This is a genomic window from Duganella sp. BJB476, assembly GCF_003416895.1.
In the GTDB taxonomy this organism is placed as follows: Bacteria; Pseudomonadota; Gammaproteobacteria; order Burkholderiales; family Burkholderiaceae_D; genus Rugamonas.
Map to the genome: position 1 here is coordinate 390,372 of NZ_QVIO01000006.1, position 19,261 is coordinate 409,632.

General features: G+C 62.3%; 17 protein-coding genes. 12 read left to right on the top strand and 5 right to left on the bottom strand.

Going from position 1 to position 19,261, the window contains the following annotated elements; genetic code table 11:
* Positions 1 to 2 precede the first annotated feature (2 nt).
* From D0T21_RS23765 to D0T21_RS23780, 4 genes are all read left to right on the top strand, one after another.
* Positions 3 to 479, top strand: a complete 477-nt coding sequence (locus D0T21_RS23765; RefSeq protein WP_116992981.1) for a type II secretion system protein — start codon at positions 3 to 5, stop codon at positions 477 to 479.
* On the top strand, positions 473 to 853 hold the full coding sequence (locus D0T21_RS23770; protein WP_116992982.1) for a type II secretion system protein: 381 nt from the start codon (positions 473 to 475) through the stop codon (positions 851 to 853). Before D0T21_RS23765 ends, D0T21_RS23770 begins: the two co-directional genes overlap by 7 nt.
* Entirely contained in the window at positions 853 to 1,542 is a 690-nt protein-coding gene (locus D0T21_RS23775; protein WP_116992983.1) for a type II secretion system protein, read from the top strand. Before D0T21_RS23770 ends, D0T21_RS23775 begins: the two co-directional genes overlap by 1 nt.
* 314 nt (positions 1,543 to 1,856) lie before the next feature.
* A complete protein-coding gene (locus tag D0T21_RS23780) occupies positions 1,857 to 2,339 on the top strand; it encodes an FxDxF family PEP-CTERM protein (protein ID WP_116992986.1) in 483 nt (160 codons plus the stop codon).
* A gap of 58 nt (positions 2,340 to 2,397) precedes the next feature.
* Here D0T21_RS23780 and murJ read toward each other — a convergent pair whose 3' ends face one another.
* Positions 2,398 to 3,948, bottom strand: coding sequence for a murein biosynthesis integral membrane protein MurJ (gene murJ / locus D0T21_RS23785; RefSeq protein WP_116992987.1), 1,551 nt, complete (start codon positions 3,946 to 3,948; stop codon positions 2,398 to 2,400).
* Between the two features lie 190 nt (positions 3,949 to 4,138).
* On the opposite strand from murJ, the gene rpsT reads away from it, so the two are divergent.
* Entirely contained in the window at positions 4,139 to 4,405 is a 267-nt protein-coding gene (gene rpsT / locus D0T21_RS23790; RefSeq protein ID WP_008446456.1) for a 30S ribosomal protein S20, read from the top strand.
* Positions 4,406 to 4,537: 132 nt separating this feature from the next.
* Positions 4,538 to 4,783 (top strand): hypothetical protein, encoded by a 246-nt coding sequence (locus D0T21_RS32110; protein ID WP_158568049.1) that lies wholly within the window; start codon positions 4,538 to 4,540, stop codon positions 4,781 to 4,783.
* A gap of 120 nt (positions 4,784 to 4,903) precedes the next feature.
* Here D0T21_RS32110 and D0T21_RS23800 read toward each other — a convergent pair whose 3' ends face one another.
* Complete coding sequence (locus tag D0T21_RS23800) at positions 4,904 to 5,464, bottom strand: pseudouridine synthase (RefSeq protein ID WP_116992990.1); 561 nt, start codon at positions 5,462 to 5,464, stop codon at positions 4,904 to 4,906.
* A gap of 166 nt (positions 5,465 to 5,630) precedes the next feature.
* Here D0T21_RS23800 and icd point away from each other — a divergent pair, with 166 nt between their 5' ends.
* Positions 5,631 to 6,884 carry an NADP-dependent isocitrate dehydrogenase gene (gene icd / locus D0T21_RS23805; RefSeq protein WP_116992992.1) on the top strand — a complete coding sequence of 418 codons (1,254 nt, stop codon included), beginning with the start codon at positions 5,631 to 5,633 and terminating at the stop codon, positions 6,882 to 6,884.
* 72 nt (positions 6,885 to 6,956) lie between these two features.
* Positions 6,957 to 8,297, top strand: coding sequence for a chromate efflux transporter (gene chrA / locus D0T21_RS23810; RefSeq protein ID WP_116992994.1), 1,341 nt, complete (start codon positions 6,957 to 6,959; stop codon positions 8,295 to 8,297).
* 46 nt (positions 8,298 to 8,343) lie between these two features.
* On the opposite strand, the gene D0T21_RS23815 is transcribed toward chrA, so the two are convergent.
* The 3 genes from D0T21_RS23815 to D0T21_RS23825 form a co-directional block, all read right to left on the bottom strand.
* Entirely contained in the window at positions 8,344 to 8,523 is a 180-nt protein-coding gene (locus D0T21_RS23815; RefSeq protein ID WP_116992995.1) for a hypothetical protein, read from the bottom strand.
* Positions 8,524 to 8,600: 77 nt separating this feature from the next.
* Positions 8,601 to 9,008, bottom strand: a complete 408-nt coding sequence (locus D0T21_RS23820; protein WP_116992997.1) for a glutaredoxin family protein — start codon at positions 9,006 to 9,008, stop codon at positions 8,601 to 8,603.
* Positions 9,009 to 9,221: 213 nt separating this feature from the next.
* On the bottom strand, positions 9,222 to 9,425 hold the full coding sequence (locus D0T21_RS23825) for a cold-shock protein (protein WP_008446468.1): 204 nt from the start codon (positions 9,423 to 9,425) through the stop codon (positions 9,222 to 9,224).
* Between the two features lie 324 nt (positions 9,426 to 9,749).
* Here D0T21_RS23825 and clpS point away from each other — a divergent pair, with 324 nt between their 5' ends.
* From clpS to D0T21_RS23845, 4 genes are all read left to right on the top strand, one after another.
* Positions 9,750 to 10,052 carry an ATP-dependent Clp protease adapter ClpS gene (gene clpS / locus D0T21_RS23830; RefSeq protein WP_008446470.1) on the top strand — a complete coding sequence of 101 codons (303 nt, stop codon included), beginning with the start codon at positions 9,750 to 9,752 and terminating at the stop codon, positions 10,050 to 10,052.
* Positions 10,049 to 12,355 (top strand): ATP-dependent Clp protease ATP-binding subunit ClpA, encoded by a 2,307-nt coding sequence (gene clpA / locus D0T21_RS23835; protein WP_116992998.1) that lies wholly within the window; start codon positions 10,049 to 10,051, stop codon positions 12,353 to 12,355. The genes clpS and clpA overlap by 4 nt, the downstream gene beginning before the upstream one ends.
* Before the next feature lie 115 nt (positions 12,356 to 12,470).
* Positions 12,471 to 15,815 (top strand): S41 family peptidase, encoded by a 3,345-nt coding sequence (locus D0T21_RS23840; protein WP_116992999.1) that lies wholly within the window; start codon positions 12,471 to 12,473, stop codon positions 15,813 to 15,815.
* Positions 15,816 to 15,824: 9 nt separating this feature from the next.
* Positions 15,825 to 19,124, top strand: a complete 3,300-nt coding sequence (locus tag D0T21_RS23845) for a S41 family peptidase (RefSeq protein ID WP_116993001.1) — start codon at positions 15,825 to 15,827, stop codon at positions 19,122 to 19,124.
* Positions 19,125 to 19,261: the final 137 nt, after the last annotated feature.

The window sequence follows — 19,261 nt, forward strand, 5'->3', positions numbered from 1 at the left end:
GCATGATGAAACGCGGCCTTGGGTTCACGCTGATCGAGTTGCTGGTGACGCTGGCCATCCTCGGCCTGCTCAGCGCTCTGGTGATACCGACTGCGCAAGTGGTGGTGCAGCGTCGCCAGGAGCAGGAGCTGCGCGAGGCGCTGCACCAGATCCGCGCCGCGCTGGACGCCTACAAGCTGGCCTACGACCAGGGGCGGGTCGCCAAGACGCTGGCCGCGACCGGCTATCCGAAGACGCTGGACCTGCTGGTGGAGGGCGTGCCGGATTTGCAGAACCCCAAGCACATCAAGATGTATTTCCTGCGCCGGGTGCCGCGCGATCCGTTCAACCTGGACGCCACGCTGAGCGAGTCGCAAACCTGGGGCAAGCGCAGCTACGCCAGCGACGCCGACCAGCCGAAGGACGGCGAGGATGTCTACGACGTCTACAGCTTGAGCGACAAGACGGGCCTGAACGGCGTACCCTATAAAAAATGGTGACCATGAAAACCAAAGGATTCACGCTGATCGAGCTGCTGGTGGTGCTGGGCATCGTGGCGCTGATGCTGACGCTGGCCGTGCCGCGTTATTTCCCCAGCATCGACAAGTCGAAGGAGGTGGTGCTGGCCGATAACCTGCGCAATGTGCGGCAGGTGCTGGACCAATACTACGGCGACACCGGCCGCTATCCCGACTCGCTGGAACAGCTGGTGGAAAAGAAGTACTTGCGCGCCATGCCGGTCGATCCGATCACCGACAGCGATACCACCTGGATCGTGGTGCCGCCGGAAGACACCGGCAAGGGCGGCGTCTACAACATCAAGAGCGGCGCCCCCGGCAACGACCGCAGCGGCAAACCCTACTCCGACTGGTGATGAGTGCGCGACGCCGGAGCCGCAGCGGCGGCTTTACCTACCTGAGCCTGATCATCCTGCTGGCGATCGTCGGACTGGTGACAGCGTCGGCGCTGAAGCTGGGCTCGGTGATACAACGCAGCCGGGCGGAGCAGGAGTTGCTGGATATCGGCGCCGCCTTCAGCGACGCCCTGAAAAGCTACGCCGACGCCACACCCGCCGGGCAACCGCCGCAGCCGCCTTCGCTGAAGGATTTACTGAAGGATCCACGCTTTCCCGGCACCCGCCGGCATTTGCGTAAATTGTTCGTCGATCCCATGACGGGCAAGGCGGAGTGGGGCATCGTCTATCTTGGCGACAAGGTCGGCGTGTTGGCGGTGTACAGCCTGTCCTCGGATAAGCCGGTGAAGATAGGGAACTTTCCCACGCGCTATTCTGGATTTGAAAACAAGAGTCATATTTCCGACTGGAAGTTTGCGATGGCGCTGGCAGGGCCGGAACCGACCCTGATGACCGGGCCACCGCCGCAAGTCGCCGCGAGGGTGGCTGAACCACCAACGGCCAGTCCGCCGGCGCCGGCTGCGCCTAGCCCTGCCGTGCCGCCAGAGCCGCCTGTCGAAATGCCGCCTGCGCCACCACCGGCGCCGGAAGAGCCGCAAGTTCCGAAAGAGCCGGATACGTCCGAGCCGCCTCCTGTGCCGCAAGAATAGGGTTTTGCAACTGTATCAAACACACAACAAAATATTGTTGCGCCCGCCCCGAACAACACCAATATGTGCCGCAGGAGCAAGAGATGCGATGGAAAGTTGCGTAGCTTGCATAAAGTAAGCGCAAATTATACTGCGCCGCAACATTCTTTTTGCGCTATGAAATAAGTTGTTATAAGGAAAACTAAAATGGAAAATTTACAATGATAAACCGTGTTGTTATGCTATTATTTGTCCCGTAGCACTTCTACACTCCTATTAACACTACGGTGGTTGGCGAAAGCGCAGCCACAATTCGTTTGATTAAGGAAAATCACATGAAATTGAAATCTTTCGTTGCTGGCGCGCTGCTGGCCGCCGCTTCGGTTAGCGCATTCGCTGGTGATAAAGTCATCTCCGCTATTGCTGATGGCAAAACCCACTCGTGGATCGCTTCGTACGGCGACGGCATCCTGTCGGGCGGTACCGATCTGGTGGACTTCACCGGTTTCACCCCAGGCTACTACAAGATCAGTGTAACCGTCAGCGCTCAGGACCTGACGCTGCTGGGTACTTCGAACCTGAACGGCGCCCTGGGCACCGTGAGCGGCGATTCCGAGTTCACCTTCCTGTCGGACAAGTACACCGGCCTGTCGCCTTTCCACCTGACCCTGAACGGCACCGCCGGCACCGAAGCTAACTACTCCGGTACCTACCGCATCACCGCCGCCGTACCAGAACCAGAAACCTACGGCATGCTGCTGGGCGGCCTGGCACTGATGGGTGTTGTCGCTCGTCGCAAAGCAAAAAAAGCAGCCTAAGTTTTAGCTGCTAATTAAGAACCCGCCTCGGCGGGTTTTTTTTCGTTTTCGTTTTCGTTTAGCGTGCCGTGCGCTTGATGTCGCGCAGGCGGAAGCCCATCGCGAACAACGCCGCGAAGTACACCGCGCCGCACAGCCCGATCAACAGCATCAGCGCGCCGATCCGCAGCAGCGTGTGGTGCTGCATGCCCAGCCAGTCCACCTGCTGTCCGCCGAACCACGCGGCAGCGCCCATCAGCACGCACGCCACGGCCAGCTTGGCGCAGAACATCACCCAGCCCGGCTTGGGGTTGTAAATGCCGCGCTTGCGCAGGCCGGCATACAGGAAGCTGGCGTTGATGCAGGCACCCAGGCCGATCGACAGCGCCAGGCCGGATACTTTCAGGTATGGCACGAAAATCCAGTTCATCAACTGCGTCGCGATCAGCACGCCAATGGCGATCCTGACCGGGGTGCGGATGTCCTGGCGCGCGTAAAACGCCGGCGCCAGCGTCTTGACCAGGATGATGCCCAGCAGGCCGGCGCTGTAGGCGATCAGCGGGTAGGACGACTGCGTGGCCGCCTCGTCGGTGAATTTACCGTAGTGGAAGAGGGTGGCGATCAGTGGCTTGGCCAGCGCGGCCATGCCCACCGCCGCCGGCAGCGCCAGCAGGAAGGTCAGGCGCAGGCCCCAGTCCAGCAGGTCGGAATATTCCTGGCTATCGCCGTCGGCCTTGGCCTTCGACAGGCTGGGCAGCAAAATCGTGCCCAGCGCCACGCCCAGCAGCGCCGTGGGGAATTCCATCAGGCGGTCGGCGTAGGACAGCCAGGAAATGCTGCCCTCGGCCAGGCGCGAGGCGATGCTGGTGTTGATCATCAGGCTGATCTGCGCGGCCGAGACGGCGAACACGGCCGGTCCCATCTTCTTCAGCACGCGGCGCACGCCCGGATCGCCGAGGCCGGCCGCCGGATTCCACGACAGGCGCGGCAGCATGCCGATCTTGATCAGCGCCGGGATCTGTATCGCCACCTGCAGGACGCCGCCGACGAACACGGCGATCGCCATCGCGTAGATCGGCTGCTCCAGGTGCGATTGCAGGAACAGCGAGGCGGCGATGAAGGAGACATTCAGCAGCACCGGCGTGAAGGCCGGGATCTTGAACTCGCGCCAGGTGTTGAGCACGCCGCCAGCCATGGCGACAAACGCCATGAAGCTAATATAAGGGAACATCAACCGCGTCATCCAGACGGCGGCGTCGAAGGCGCCCGGTTGCTTGTCCAGCCCGGTGGCGATGAGGTACACAAACAGCGGCGCGCCTATAATACCGAGTGCGCTGACAAACAAGGTCGACCACACCAGCGTGTTGGCCACATGGTCGGCCAGCGTCTTGCTGGCTTCCTGGCCGTGCTGGTTCTTGTACTCGGAGAGTATCGGCACGAACGCTTGCGAGAAGGCCCCCTCGGCAAACAGGCGGCGCAGCAGGTTGGGAATGCGAAACGCGACGATGAAAGCGTCCGTGTAGGCGCCGGCGCCGAAGGCCCGGGCAAACAAGGTTTCACGCAATAATCCGGTGACGCGGGACAGCATGGTCATGCTGGAGATGGCGGCTAGAGTTTTAAGCAAGTTCATGGGCAGTGATTATAGTTGCTCCTGACAGAAAACATCGCTATAATCGCAGGCTGTACAGAATTCTGTTACGCAGACACTAATGTTTGGCAGGCAGTAGTTTGACTCACATGGTTCGGCAGACGCACTGAACGCACCTTTTGGCAAACAATAATGTTTGCAAACGCACCTTTACCCTGTTTTAGGAAATTCCATGGCAAATACCGCACAAGCGCGCAAACGCGCTCGTCAAGCAGTCAAGCAAAACGCTCACAACTCGTCCCAGCGTTCGACCCTGCGCACCGCTATCAAAGCAGTACGCAAAGCGATCCAAGGCGGCGACAAAGCTGCTGCGACGGCAATCTTCCAATCGTCCGTGTCGACCATCGACAGCATCGCGGACAAGAAGATCATCCACAAAAACAAGGCAGCTCGTCATAAGAGCCGTCTGGCAGCTGCCCTGAAGGCACTGTCCGCTTAATTCCCCTCGCTGGGATTTAAAGCAAGAACCCGCCTGGCCTCTGGCCAGCGCGGGTTTTTTCGCATGTGCGGACGTAAAAAAGGACGCAAAAAAGCCGGCCCGAGGCCGGCTTGCCGGGATGGCGGCGATTACTTGGCTGGCATCGAAGCCGAGGCCGAAGCTTCAGCCGAGGCGGCTTTCTTGTGTTTGGCTTTCTTGGCTTTCGGTGCCGATGCGGCGGCGGAGGCCGAAGCGGAAGGAGCCGATGCCATCGGGGCCGAAGCCGCGGCCGAAGCGGATGCCGACGCCGATGGGGCGGCAGCGAAAGCGGAAGCGGCAAACAGGGAGGCAACCAGGGCAGCGATGATCTTGGACATGATGAGTTCCTTTGGCAGTTGATTAAACCAGCTGAAAAAAACGAAGATTCATATGAATCTATCTCATTAACGCCGCCCGAAAATTTCCAGTTGACACAAAAATGCGTAAAAAGCAGAATTTTATTTGCTGCAACGCATCAATCTAGCCGGCCAGGTCCTTGGCCGACACCTCCATCCACTCGCCCGGCATCAAGGGGTGGGTCGCCAGCGAGATGGCGCCGATGGCGCTGCGCACCAGCCGCAAGGTCGGCAGGCCGACCGCCGCCGTCATGCGCCGCACCTGGCGGTTCTTGCCTTCTTGTAAAGTGATCGCTAGCCAGCTGGTCGGCTGCTCGGCCCGGCTGCGGATGGGCGGATTGCGCGGCCACAGCCACGCCGGCTCGGCGATTTGCACCGCCTTGCACGGCTTGGTGACGAAGTCGCCCAGGTCCAGCGGCGCTTGCAGCCTGGCCAGGCTTTCCGCGTCCGGCACGCCGTCGACCTGCACCAGGTAAATCTTCGCTTCCTTATGGTCTGGATGGGCGATGGTGTGTTGCAGCTTGCCGTCGTCGGTCAGCAGCATCAAGCCTTCGCTGTCGGCGTCGAGGCGGCCGGCGGGGTAGATGTTGGGGATCTTCAGGTGGTCGGCCAGGGTGGCGCGGCCGTCTTGCGGCGAGAACTGGCACAGCACCTGGAAAGGTTTATTAAATAGAATGAGGGACATACTTCTCTTAAGATGATTTTGGTGTAGGCTTGACGGCCGGTGTAGGAAAACCGTGGCGCCTACTAAAATACTGGTGCATAATGTGAAACAGTGTCTTATGTCTTATAGAAGACTTGGGATAAGTGTACTAAACCGGCAACAAATTCATGCCACTTCGGAGAACACGATGTATCAGCATATCAAAGTACCTGCCGACGGCCAAAAAATCACCGTCAACGCCGATTTTTCCCTGAATGTACCAGATAACCCGATCATTCCCTACATCGAGGGCGACGGCACCGGCGTGGATATCAGCCCGGTCATGATCAAGGTGATCGATGCGGCAGTGGCCAAGTCCTACGGCGGCAAGCGCAAGATCAGCTGGATGGAAATCTTCGCCGGCGAAAAATCGACCAGCGTGTACGGCCCGGACGTGTGGCTGCCGGAAGAAACCCTGAGCGTGCTGAAGGACTACGTGGTCTCGATCAAGGGCCCGCTGACCACGCCGGTCGGCGGCGGCATCCGTTCGCTGAACGTGGCCCTGCGCCAGCAGCTGGACCTGTATGTCTGCCTGCGCCCGGTGCGCTACTTCACCGGCGTGCCTTCGCCGGTCAAAGAGCCGGAGAAGACCAACATGGTCATCTTCCGCGAGAACTCGGAAGACATCTACGCCGGTATCGAATACCAGCAAGGCTCGGAAGGCGCCAAGAAGCTGCTGGACTTCCTGGTCAAGGAAATGGGCGTGACCAAGATCCGCTTCCCAGAAACCTCGGGCCTGGGCATCAAGCCGGTGTCGATCGAAGGCACGCAGCGCCTGGTGCGCAAGGCGATCCAGTACGCCATCGACAACGACAAGCCGTCGGTGACCATCGTCCACAAGGGCAACATCATGAAGTACACCGAGGGTGGCTTCCGTGACTGGGCCTACGAACTGGCGCAAAAAGAATTCGGCGCCGAGCTGATCGATGGCGGCCCATGGTGCAAGTTCAAGAATCCGAAGACCGGCCGCGATATCATCATCAAGGATTCGATCGCCGACGCCTTCCTGCAACAGATCCTGCTGCGTCCTATCGAGTACAGCGTGATCGCCACCCTGAACCTGAACGGCGACTACATTTCCGACGCGCTGGCGGCACAGGTGGGCGGCATCGGCATCGCGCCGGGCGCCAACCTGTCGGACTCGGTGGCGATGTTCGAAGCCACCCACGGCACCGCGCCTAAGTACGCCGGCAAGGACTATGTGAACCCGGGCTCGCTGATCCTGTCCGCCGAAATGATGTTGCGCCACATGGGCTGGATCGAAGCGGCCGACCTGATCATCAAATCGATGGAGAAAGCCATCGACTCGAAAAAGGTCACCTACGACTTCGCCCGCCTGATGGAAGGCGCGACCCAGGTGTCGTGCTCCGGCTTCGGCGACGTGATGATCGAACAGATGTAAACAATGCGCGCCGGCATCCGCTAGCGCAGCCCCGTTCCAGCGATGGAGCGGGGCTTTTTTATGAGGACCACGATGACGCCCGATACCGCGCCGACTGCACCAACCCTCTGGCAAGCCTTCCGCTTCTGGCTCAAGCTGGGCTGCATCAGCTTTGGCGGACCTGCGGGCCAGATCGCCATCATGCACCAGGAGCTGGTCGAGCGCCGGCGCTGGATTTCCGAGCGCCGCTTCCTGCATGCGCTGAACTACTGCATGCTGCTGCCCGGCCCCGAGGCGCAACAGCTGGCCACCTACATCGGCTGGCTGTTGCATCGCACGCGCGGCGGCATCATCGCCGGCGCCTTGTTCGTGCTGCCGTCGCTGCTGTTGCTGGTGCTGTTGTCGTGGGTGTACATGGCGTTCGGCCAGCAGCCGCTGGTGGCGGGCCTGTTCTACGGCATCAAGCCGGCGGTGACGGCGATCGTGCTGCAGGCCGCGCACCGGATCGGCACGCGCGCCTTGCGCAACGGCTGGCTGTGGGCCATCGCCGGCGCCGCGTTTGTGGCGATCTTCGCCTTGCAGCTGCCGTTCCCGCTGATCGTCGCCGGCGCCGCGCTGGCCGGTTATGCCGGCGGCCGCTTCTTGCCACAGGCGTTCAAGACCGGCGGGCATGGCGCTGCCAAGACATCGTATGGGGCCGCCGTCATCGACGACGCCACGCCGCCACCGCCGCATGCCGGTTTCCGCTGGAGCCGGCTGGCGCTGGTATGCGGCTGCGGTGCGTTGCTGTGGCTGGCGCCGATGGCGCTGCTGGTGCTGACCGCCGGCTGGCACCACACCTACACCCAGATGGCCTGGTTCTTCACCAAGGCCGCCTTGCTGACCTTTGGCGGCGCCTACGCGGTGCTGCCGTATGTGTATCAGGGTGCGGTAGTCAACTTCGGCTGGCTGACCCCGCCGCAGATGATGGACGGCCTGGCGCTGGGCGAAACCACGCCGGGCCCGCTGATCATGGTGGTGGCGTTTGTCGGCTTTGTCGGTGGCTGGGGGCAGGCGCCGTTCGGCGCGGCGCAGCTGCCGCTGGCCGGCGCCGTGGCGGCCGTGCTGGTGACCTGGTTCACCTTCCTGCCGTCGTTTGTGTTCATCCTGGCCGGCGGCCCGCTGGTCGAAGCCACGCGCGACGATATCAGCTTCACCGCGCCGCTGACCGGCATCACGGCGGCCGTGGTCGGCGTGATCCTCAACCTGGCGCTGTTCTTTGCATGGCACGTCGTCTGGCCGACCGGCTTCGGCGGCTCGCCCGACTGGGCGGCGGCGCTGATCGCGGTGGGGGCGGCGGTGGCGCTGCTGCGCTACAAGCAGAAGGTGCCGCAAGTGATCGCTGTCTGCGCCGCTGTGGGACTGCTGCTCAAACTGCTGGCGCCGTCACTTTGATAGACGGGCAGCGCCGCTGGCGCTGGCCCGTCAACACAGGCCGGGCTTAGCCGCCGCAGGCTTCTTCGCAGGCGTCGCGCTCGGCTACGCAGTCGGAGAGGGGCTCGCCGGATTTAACGCAGGCCTTGTATTCGACGACGCAGTAGTAGGTGCAGCTGGCCAGGACAGGCGCCGATGCCGCGCCGATGCCGATTGCAAACAAAAACAGTTTCAGTTTCTTATTCATATTGAACTTCTCCAAGTGACTGGACGTAGGTGACGCCTGCAACCGTGCCGTCCATGTACACGGCCCCAACCTGGCGCTCAGCGGCTGGTGGTCCGCTGCAACTGTTCGAGTGCAGCATCAATGACCGGCTGCCTGAATCCGGTGATGCGGCGGTTGCCGATCAGGATCACCGGCACGGAGGTTGCGCCGAAGCTGCGGTAGTCCTGCTGGCCTTTGCCGCCGAGGCTGATGTCGACATCGGAGTAGGGGATGTGGTGCGCGCTCAGGTAGGCGCGTGTTTGCTGGCAAAACGGGCAGGTCTTGGTGCCGTACAGCACCACCTTGGTGGCGGCGTCGGGATAGTAGGCCTGGAAGTCGCCTTCGACGTAGGCCGGCGTCAGCCACTGCGGCACCCTGGATGCCACCCGGCCCACACCCAGTCCCAGCGCGAGGATGGCGGCGTAGACCACGACGGTTTTGATACGCTTGACGTGCATGCTATTCATATGGCCCTTGGTAAGAGACGAACGGCGATTCAGGTATATGCCTGATAGGCACTATTACCTTAACGAATAAGATTATGCATTTTTCAATTTTGACGATTCTATTGAATTGTCACGCGCTGGCGTCGGTGTCGGACTTCTGCAACACTTGCCGATGGGGTAGGGACGAAAAAAAACCCCGCGTCGCGAGGTTTTTCACATCTGCTGCTTAAAAAATTAAGCCGATTGGATGTTGGAAGCTTGCTTGCCTTTAGGGCCTTGCGTGACTTCGAATTGAACTTTTTGACCTTCTTTGAGGGTCTTGAAACCGTTCATGTTGATTGCGGAGAAGTGAGCGAACAAATCCTCGCCGCCGTCATCTGGAGTGATGAAGCCAAAACCTTTGGAATCATTGAACCACTTAACTGTACCTGTTGCCATAAAAAGAACTTTCAAAATTAAAACGGATCACACGAGCCATAAAAGCAAGAAGCTTCTTGCCCCCTCCTCACGCCTCACTTCTTATCACCTTGTACATTTCTGCACGCAGCCGATAACGCATTGTTAGCGGACCAAATTCTAAAGTCAAGCAGATTTGTATGCATTTTGCTACTTTTAACTCAATTGGCGAAAAAGCAACTCTTGATTTTGGCGAATGGGGCGCCATCTGCGTCAAGTTCAGAAAACGCGTAAGATGGAAAACAATTGAATGTGTATAGTGAAATGCACATTGCATCAACCTCGAAAGCATTAGAATATAAGCGTATGGCAACCAAGCATGACACCGAAACCCTCTTGGAGCGGCAAACGCTGAAACCGCCACCTCTGTACCAGGTGGCGTTGCTCAATGATGACTACACGCCGATGGAGTTTGTGGTCGCCATCATCCAGGAGTATTTCAACAAAGACCGTGAAACGGCCACGCAGATAATGCTCAGTGTTCATCGCTACGGCAAAGGAGTGTGCGGCGTGTTTTCAAAAGATATAGCCTGTACCAAAGTGGAGTTCGTTTTAACGCATGCACGCAAGGCGGGGCATCCCCTGCAATGCGTGATGGAGGAAGTATGATTGCGCAGGAATTAGAAGTAAGTTTGCACATGGCGTTTGTCGAAGCTCGGCAGGCACGGCACGAATTCATCACGGTGGAGCACTTGCTGCTGGCCTTGCTTGACAATCCTTCGGCTGCCGAAGTGTTGCGTGCTTGCGCCGTCAACATTGAAGACCTGCGTAAAACGCTGACCAACTTCATCGGCGACAACACGCCGACCGTGCCCGGCACGGGCGAAGTGGACACCCAGCCTACGCTCGGCTTCCAGCGCGTGATCCAGCGCGCCATCATGCACGTGCAGTCCGCCTCCAACGGCAAGAAGGAAGTCACCGGCGCCAACGTGCTGGTGGCCATCTTCGGCGAGAAGGATTCGCACGCGGTCTACTACCTGCACCAGCAGGGCGTGACCCGCCTGGACGTGGTCAACTTCATTTCGCACGGCGTGCGCAAGGACCAGCAGACCGACGCCGCCAAGGCCTCGGAAGGCGTGGAAGAGGGCGCGCCGGGCGGCGAAGGCCAGACCAAGGAAAGCCCGCTCGACCAGTTCACGCAAAACCTGAACAAGGCCGCCGCCGAAGGCAAGATCGATCCGCTGATCGGCCGCGAGGACGAAGTGGATCGCGTGATCCAGATCCTGTGCCGCCGCCGCAAGAACAATCCGCTGCTGGTGGGCGAAGCCGGCGTGGGCAAGACCGCCATCGCCGAAGGCCTGGCCTACCGCATCACCCAGAACGACGTGCCGGAAATCCTGTCGAATGCCGTTGTGTATTCGCTGGACATGGGCGCGCTGCTGGCCGGCACCAAGTACCGCGGCGATTTCGAGCAGCGCCTGAAGGCCGTCCTCAAGCAGTTGAAGGACAATCCGAACGGCATCCTGTTCATCGACGAGATCCACACCATCATCGGCGCCGGTTCGGCCTCGGGCGGCACGCTGGACGCGTCCAACCTGCTCAAGCCAGCCCTGGCCAACGGCCAACTGAAGTGCATCGGTGCGACCACCTACACCGAGTTCCGCGGCGTGTTTGAAAAAGACCACGCGCTGAGCCGCCGCTTCCAGAAAGTGGACGTCAACGAGCCTACCGTCGAGCAGACCGTGCAGATCCTGCGCGGCCTGAAGTCGCGCTTCGAAGAACACCACGGCGTCAAATACTCGTCGTCGGCGCTGTCGACCGCGGCCGAGCTGGCGGCCCGCTTCATCAACGACCGCCACCTGCCGGACAAGGCCATCGACGTCATCGACGAAGCCGGTGCAGCCCAGCGCATCCTGCCGAAATCGAAGCAGAAGAAAACCATCGGCAAGACCGAGATCGAGGACATCATCGCCAAGATCGCGCGCATCCCGCCGCAGACCGTCAATCAGGACGACCGCAGCAAGCTGCAAACCATCGACCGCGACCTGCGCAACGTGGTGTTCGGCCAGGATCCGGCGATCGAAGCGCTGGCATCGGCGATCAAGATGGCGCGCGCTGGCCTGGGCAAGACCGACAAGCCGATCGGCTCCTTCCTGTTCTCCGGTCCTACCGGCGTCGGCAAGACCGAGGTGGCGAAGCAGCTGGCCTTCATCCTGGGCATCGAGCTGATTCGTTTCGACATGTCCGAGTACATGGAGCGTCACGCCGTGTCGCGCCTGATCGGCGCGCCGCCGGGCTACGTTGGTTTCGACCAGGGCGGCCTGCTGACCGAAGCCATCACCAAGAAACCGCACGCGGTGCTGCTGCTGGACGAGATTGAAAAAGCCCATCCGGACATTTTCAACATCCTGCTGCAGGTGATGGACCACGGCACGCTGACCGACAACAACGGACGCAAGGCCGACTTCCGCAACGTGATCATCATCATGACCACCAACGCGGGCGCCGAGAGCTTGCAGAAGACCTCGATCGGCTTCACCAATTCCAAGCAGGCAGGCGACGAGATGGCCGACATCAAGCGCATGTTCACGCCGGAGTTCCGCAACCGTATCGACGCCACCATCAGCTTCCGCGCGCTGGACGAGGACATCATCCTGCGCGTGGTCGACAAGTTCCTGATGCAGCTGGAAGAGCAGCTGCACGAGAAGAAAGTCGAATCGATCTTCAGCGAGAAACTGCGCAAGTTCCTGGCGAAGAAAGGTTTCGATCCGCTGATGGGCGCACGTCCGATGGCGCGCCTGATCCAGGACATGATCCGCAAGGCGCTGGCCGACGAGCTGCTGTTCGGCCGCCTGGTCACCGGCGGCCGCGTGACGGTCGACCTGGACGACAAGGACCAGGTCAAACTGGAGTTCCCGGAACCACCAGACGCCGCACCGACGACGCCACCGGAAACCGTCGAAGTCGAATAAGCCGCTTAGACGTTCCGAAAACCCCACCAGCCTTCGCGGCGGTGGGGTTTTTTTCTTTTCGGGGCAAAGCTGTGCCAGAATTGTCGTTCCATTTGACAAACATTGAAACTGTCCCATGATCCCGACTTCTCTCCGGCTCCGTCCTCTCGTCCTGATGTTCCTGTCCGCCGGCCTGCTGTCCGGCACCGCCTCCGCCGCCGACGCCTACTACCGATACCCCGCCATCCGTGGCGACGCTGTGGTCTTCACCGCCGAGGGCGACCTGTGGAAGACCGGCGCCCACGGCGGCGCCGCGCAGCGCCTGACCACCCACCCGGCCGCCGAAACCAACGCCGCCATCTCGCACGACGGCAAATGGATCGCCTTCTCGGCCTCCTACGAAGGCGGGCAGGAAGCCTACGTGATGCCGGTGGCGGGCGGCCTGCCCAAGCGCATCACCTTCGAGAACAGCGCGGTGAATGTGCTGGGCTGGACCGCGCAGGGCGAAGTGCTGGTCACCACGCTCGATAGCAAAGGGCCGTCGCGCAACAACGTCATCGCGGCCGTCAAGCCGGGCGACCTGCAACGCCGCGTATTCGCCGTGGCAGACGCCAACGACGCGGTGCTCGACGACGCAGGCAAGACGCTGTACTTCACCCGCAACGGCCTGGCGCTCACCAACGACAACGTCAAGCGCTATCGCGGCGGCGCGCACGCGCAGCTGTGGCGCTACGACCTGGCCTGCGCCACGGAAGCCGCGCCGCTGCTGGCCTCCGACGCCGGCAACAACAAGCGGCCCATGTGGTGGCAGGGCCGCGTCTACTTCATCAGCGACCGTGGCGGCTCCGACAACCTGTGGTCGATGGCGGCCGACGGCAGCGATCCGCGCCAGCTGACCAGCCACACCGACTGGGATGTGCGCAACGCCGCGCTGGGCGACGGCCGCATCGTCTACCAGCTGGGCGCCGATCTGCACGTGCTGGACCTGGTCGCAGCGAAGGATGAACAGTTGGCCATCAGCCTCGTTTCCGACTTCGACCAGCAGCGCGCCCGCCAGATCCGCTCGCCGCTGGAGAACCTGACCAACGTGCAAATCTCCGGCAAGGACGAACGCCTGGTGTTGACCGCGCGCGGCCGCGTCAGCGTGGCCGGCACCGGTTCGCAGCGCCGCGTGGAGATCGCGGTGCCGGAAGGCGCTCGCGCCCGCGAGGCGGTGTTCAGCCACGACGACAAGTGGGTCTACGCCATCGTCGACAGCACCGGCGAAAACGAAATCTGGAAATTCGCCGCCGACGGTTCCGGCAAGGGCGAGCAGCTGACCAGGGACGGCAACAGCCATCGCTGGCAGCTGTATCCATCGCCGGACGGCCGCTGGCTGGGCCACACCGACAAGAAGGGGCGCTTCTGGTTGCTCGACCTGGCCACCAAGGCCAACACCGTCATCGACGATGCGGGCAAGGCCGGCGTCGACAAGCACGACGAAATCCTGTGGTCCGGCGACAGCAAGAACCTGGCGCTGGTGCGCGCCGCCAGCACCGAACAGCGCGAGCAGATCGGCCTGTACAATCTCGAATCGAAACAGCTGGCTTTCGTCACCAGTGATCGCTACACCTCGCGCTCACCGGTGTTTTCGCCGGACGGAAAATGGCTGTACTTCCTCTCGGCCCGCAACTTCCAGCTGGCGAATGGTTCGCCTTGGGGCGACCGCAATATGGGACCGGTGTTCGACAAGCGCACCGGCGTGTATGCGCTGGCGCTCCAGCCGGGCAACCGCTTCCCCTTCAAGCCGGACGATGAACTGAACAAGCCGGGCGACAAGCCGGCCGAAGGCGCGGCCGAAAAAGCCGTCGAGCAGGCCGCCGAGAAGGCGGTGGAAAAAGCTGTCGCCAAAGCCGTGCCGGAGAAAAAATCGGGCAAGGCGCTGCCGGCCATCGTCTACGCCGGCCTGGCGGACCGCCTGTTCGAAGTGCCGCTGGCGGCCGGTAACTACCGCAACCTGCAAATCGACGACAAACGCCTGTACTTCCTCGACGCCGACGGCAGCGACGGCAAGGCCAACCTGAAAACGCTGGCGATCGCCGCCAACGGCCCGCAGCCGGAAGTCTTCGCCGGCGGCGTGCGCGAATACGACCTGGCCTTCGACAAGAAGCACCTGTACTACCGCAGCTTCGCCGCCAGCGGTGCCGGCGACATGCTGGTGGTGGAGGCGGGCGCCAAGGCGCCGACCGACGTCTCCAAGGCCAAGGTCAAGGTGGACGACTGGACCTTCACCTCCAACCCGCGCCTCGAATGGACGCAGATGTTCAACGACGCCTGGCGCATGCACCGCGACTTCCTGTACGACGCCAAGATGCGCGGCGTGAACTGGACCGGCGTGCGCGCCAAGTACGCGCCGCTGGTCGAGCGCGTGACCGACCGCGCGGAGCTGAACGACGTGCTGGGCATGATGATCAGCGAAGTGGGCGCGCTGCACTCGCAGATCGCGCCGGGCGAGTTGCGCCGGCCAACGCCGGAAGGCTCGCCGGCCGGCCTGGGTGCGCTGCTCACGCGCGCCGCCGACGGCTACCGCGTCGACCACATCTACCGCAGCGAACCGGAGCTGCCGTCCGAACGCGGCCCGTTGCTGCAACCCGACGTGGACGTGAAGGAGGGCGACGTTATCACCGCCGTCAACGGCAAGCCGGTGCTGGAGGCGCGCGACATCGCCGATCTGCTGCTGAACCAGGCGGACAAACAGATGCTGCTGCAGGTGAAGCGCAAGGAAGGTGGTACACGCTCAGTGATCGTCACGCCGGTCAACATGGGCAAGCAGGCCGGCCTGCGCTACAGCGACTGGGAGCAGAGCCGCGCGCGCCAGGTGGACGCCGCATCCAAGGGCCGCATCGGCTACCTGCACCTGCGCGCCATGGGCCCGCGCGACATCGCCTCGTTCGCGCGCGACTTCTACGCCAACGTCAACCGCGAAGGCCTGATTATCGACGTGCGCCGCAACAACGGTGGCAACATCGACAGCTGGGTGATCGAGAAGCTGCTGCGCAAGGCGTGGGCCTTCTGGTCGTCGCCTGGGGCGCTGCCTGCGCCGAATATGCAGAACACCTTCCGCGGCCACCTGGTGGTGCTGGTGGACGAATACACCTACTCGGACGGCGAGACCTTCGCGGCCGGCATCAAGGCGCTGGGACTGGCGCCGCTGGTCGGCAAGCGCACGGCGGGCGCCGGCGTCTGGCTCAGCGATAACAACCGCCTGAGCGACAACGGCATGGCGCGCGTGGCCGAAAACGGCCAGTTCAACACGGCCGACGGCCAGTGGCTGATCGAGGGCGTGGGTGTGTCGCCGGATGTGGAAGTGGACAACCCGCCGCACGCCACCTATCAAGGCCAGGACCGCCAGCTGGAAGTGGCGCTGGAGCTGCTGGACAAGAAGCTGAAGGCCCAGCCGATCAAGGCCTATCAGCCACAAGCCATCCCTGCGCTCAAATAAGGAGACACGATGAAACGCATCCTATCCGCCGCCGTCGCCGCAGCGCTGCTGGCCATGAGCCACAGCGCGCTGGCGCTGCCCAGCACCAGCGACACGCGCATGCTGACCGAGCCGGCACTGTCGGCGCAGCACCTGGCCTTTATCTACGCGGGCGACGTCTGGTTGGCGAATCGCGACGGCTCGTCGCCACGCCGCCTGACTGCCGATCCGGGCGAGAAATCGAACCCGGTGTTTTCGCCGGACGGAAAATCGATCGCCTACAGCGCGCAAGTCGACGGCAATATCGATGTCTACCTGCTGCCGGTTGAAGGCGGCGTGCCGAAGCGGCTGACCTACCATCCCGGCGCGGACGTCGCGCAAGGCTTCACGCCCGACGGCAAGGCGGTGATGTTCACGTCGCCGCGCGCAGCGTTCAACAACCGCTATCGCAAGCTGTTCACGGTGCCGGTAACCGGCGGCGTGGAGACCGAACTGGAAGTGCCGAACGCCGCGCGCGCGGGCTGGTCGCCGGACGGCAAGCAGATCGCCTACAACCCGTTCTCGCCGGCCTTCATGCAGTGGAAGCATTATCGCGGCGGCACCAACTCCATCCTGTGGCTGTTCAACCGTGCGGACAAATCGGTGCAGCAGATTCCGCAGCCGGCCACGCACTCGAACGATGTCGATCCGGTGTGGATAGGCGACACCGTCTACTTCCGCTCCGACCGCGACGGCGAATTCAATCTGTACGCCTACGACGTCAAGACCAAGGCCGTGCGCGCATTGACCCGCCATACAGACTTCCCAGTGCTGAACATCGCGGCCAATGGCGGCGGCATCGTCTACGAGCAGGCCGGTTATCTGCATGCGCTGGACCTGGCCAGCGGGCAGTCGCGCAAACTGACCATCGGCGTCAACAGCGACCTGGGTGCGTCGCGCCCGCGCTGGGTCAGCGGCGCCAAGTACATCCGCAATGCGTCGATCTCGCCGTCCGGCGCGCGCGTGGCGTATGAGTTCCGCGGCGAGATCGTCACCATCCCGGCCGACAAGGGCGATGTGCGCAACCTGACGCAAACGCCTGCCGCGCATGAGCGCTCGCCGGCCTGGTCGCCGGACGGCCGCTCCGTCGCCTACTTCTCGGACGAATCGGGAGAGTACGCGCTGCACATCCGCGCGCAGGACGGCAAGGGCGAACCGCGCAAATTCAAGCTCACCGGCGCCGGCTTCTACGACAATCCGGTGTGGTCGCCCGACAGCAAAAAGATCGCCTACACCGACAACGCGTGGACGCTGTATGTGCTGGATATCGCCTCGGGTACGACCAGGAAGATCGCCAGCGAACCGCTATACGGCGTGAACAAGACGCTGCGCGCCGCGTGGGCGCCCGATTCGCGCTGGATCGCCTACGCGCTAAATTCGATGACCTACACCCGCAGCGCCTACATCTACTCGCTGGAACAGAACAAATCGTGGCCGGTGACGGATGGCTTGTCCGACGTCGTCGATCCAGTGTTCGACAAGAGCGGCAAGTACCTGTACTTCTTCGCCTCGACCAACGCCGGGCCTAGCAACAACTGGTTCTCGCAGCAGAACGAAGACAACCGCGTGACCCGCACCGTCTGGATGGCCGTGCTGCGGCGCGACCTGCCGTCGCCGCTGATCAAGGAGAGCGACGAGGAAAAGAGTGCCGCATCGTCCGCGCCGGCGGCCGCCAAGGACGCGACCAAGCCGGAACCGGCCAAGGTCGATCCGAAGACGGGCCGCGACGATCCCAAAGTGACGGTCGCGCCGGTGGCGCCGATCTCGATCGACTTCGACGGCATCGAAACCCGCATCGTCGACCTGCCCATTCCTGCAGCTGCCTTGTCCGACCTGGAGACAGGCGAAGCGGGGCAGATCTTTTTCCTGCGCGAGAACGACGGCAAGAAAGCCATTCAGCGCTTCGACCTGAAAGACCGCAAGGCCGAAACCCTGCTGGCCGAAGCCGACGACTTCGAAGTCTCCGCGGACGGCAAGAAGATCCTGTACCGGGCCAAGGAAGCCTGGGCCATGGGCAGCGCCACCGCCAAGACGCTGACGCCGGGCGAAGGCAAGATCAAGGTCGAAGCGATCGAGGTGCACGCCGAGCCGCGCGCCGAGTGGACCCAGATCTTCAACGAAGCCTGGCGCATCAACCGCGACTTCTTCTACGATCCCGGCATGCACGGCGCCGACTGGAACAAGATGCGCGCCAAGTACGCGCAGTTCCTGCCCGAGCTGTCCAGCCGCGGCGACCTGAATCGCCTGATCCAATGGCTGTGCAGCGAGATAGGCGTGGGCCACCATCGCGGTGGAGGAGGCGACTTCTTCACCGACGCCAAGGCGGTGCCGGGCGGCCTGCTGGGCGCGGACTACGAGGTGAGCGATGGTCACTATCGCTTCAAGAAGGTGTACGGCGGCTTGAACTGGAACCCGGCGCTGCGCGCGCCGCTGACCGAGCCTGGCCTGAACGTCAAGGCTGGCGAATACCTGCTGGCGGTGGAAGGCCGTCCGCTGCTGGCGCCGACGAACCTGTACAGCGCCTTCGAGAACACCGCCAACAAGGCCATCGACATCACCGTCGGCCCGAACGCGGACGGCAGCAAATCGCGCACCATCACCGTGGTGCCGGTGGCGACCGAGGACGCGCTGCGCAACCGCGACTGGATCGAAGGGAACATCCGCAAGGTGAACGCGGCCACCGGCGGCAAGGTCGCGTATGTGTACGTGCCGAACACCGCAACCTTGGGCCACACCTACTTCAAGCGCTACTTCTTCCCGCAGGCCGACAAGGACGCCGTCATCATCGACGAACGCTTCAACGGCGGCGGCAGTGTGGCCGACTACTACCTGGAGATTTTGCAGAAGAAGGAAATCGCCTGGTGGACCATGCGCTACGGCGCCGACATGAAAACCCCGTCGGCCTCGATCCAGGGACCGCGCGCGATGCTGATCGACGAAACGGCCGGTTCGGGCGGCGATCTGCTGCCGTGGATGTTCCGCAAAAACCAGATGGGACCGCTGATCGGTAAGCGTACCTGGGGCGGCCTGGTGGGCGTCCTCGGCTTCCCGACGTTGATGGATGGCGGCGGCATCACCGCGCCCAACCTGGCCTTCTGGACCCGCGACGGCGGCTGGGGCGTGGAGAACGAGGGCGTCGCGCCGGATATCGAGATCGACCAGAATCCGGCCGACGTCATCGCCGGCCGCGATCCCCAGCTGGAAAAGGCGATTGAAGTCATCAAGGCCGAACTGGCGAAGAACCCGCCGGTGCGCCCGGTGCATCCGGCCTTCCCGATCAAGGCGAAGTAAGGCAAAGTGTTCGGAAGTGAACAGCCATAACGTTCACTTCCGAACATCGGCCGCCCGAATGCGGCCTTGGAAGCGCATGAACAACCGTGGCATGGATGTTGCAAACGCTATGGGTTTCTCCCATCACGGATTTTCAC

What these genes read in the sequence shown, in the direction of transcription:
- D0T21_RS23765 (WP_116992981.1), top strand. Translation starts at nt 3, where the DNA reads ATGATGAAACGCGGCCTTGGGTTCACGCTGATCGAGTTGCTGGTGACG.
- D0T21_RS23770 (WP_116992982.1), top strand. Translation starts at nt 473, where the DNA reads ATGGTGACCATGAAAACCAAAGGATTCACGCTGATCGAGCTGCTGGTG.
- D0T21_RS23775 (WP_116992983.1), top strand. Translation starts at nt 853, where the DNA reads ATGAGTGCGCGACGCCGGAGCCGCAGCGGCGGCTTTACCTACCTGAGC.
- D0T21_RS23780 (WP_116992986.1), top strand. Translation starts at nt 1,857, where the DNA reads ATGAAATTGAAATCTTTCGTTGCTGGCGCGCTGCTGGCCGCCGCTTCG.
- murJ (WP_116992987.1), bottom strand. Translation starts at nt 3,948, where the DNA reads ATGAACTTGCTTAAAACTCTAGCCGCCATCTCCAGCATGACCATGCTG.
- rpsT (WP_008446456.1), top strand. Translation starts at nt 4,139, where the DNA reads ATGGCAAATACCGCACAAGCGCGCAAACGCGCTCGTCAAGCAGTCAAG.
- D0T21_RS23800 (WP_116992990.1), bottom strand. Translation starts at nt 5,464, where the DNA reads ATGTCCCTCATTCTATTTAATAAACCTTTCCAGGTGCTGTGCCAGTTC.
- icd (WP_116992992.1), top strand. Translation starts at nt 5,631, where the DNA reads ATGTATCAGCATATCAAAGTACCTGCCGACGGCCAAAAAATCACCGTC.
- chrA (WP_116992994.1), top strand. Translation starts at nt 6,957, where the DNA reads ATGACGCCCGATACCGCGCCGACTGCACCAACCCTCTGGCAAGCCTTC.
- D0T21_RS23815 (WP_116992995.1), bottom strand. Translation starts at nt 8,523, where the DNA reads ATGAATAAGAAACTGAAACTGTTTTTGTTTGCAATCGGCATCGGCGCG.
- D0T21_RS23820 (WP_116992997.1), bottom strand. Translation starts at nt 9,008, where the DNA reads ATGAATAGCATGCACGTCAAGCGTATCAAAACCGTCGTGGTCTACGCC.
- D0T21_RS23825 (WP_008446468.1), bottom strand. Translation starts at nt 9,425, where the DNA reads ATGGCAACAGGTACAGTTAAGTGGTTCAATGATTCCAAAGGTTTTGGC.
- clpS (WP_008446470.1), top strand. Translation starts at nt 9,750, where the DNA reads ATGGCAACCAAGCATGACACCGAAACCCTCTTGGAGCGGCAAACGCTG.
- clpA (WP_116992998.1), top strand. Translation starts at nt 10,049, where the DNA reads ATGATTGCGCAGGAATTAGAAGTAAGTTTGCACATGGCGTTTGTCGAA.
- D0T21_RS23840 (WP_116992999.1), top strand. Translation starts at nt 12,471, where the DNA reads ATGATCCCGACTTCTCTCCGGCTCCGTCCTCTCGTCCTGATGTTCCTG.
- D0T21_RS23845 (WP_116993001.1), top strand. Translation starts at nt 15,825, where the DNA reads ATGAAACGCATCCTATCCGCCGCCGTCGCCGCAGCGCTGCTGGCCATG.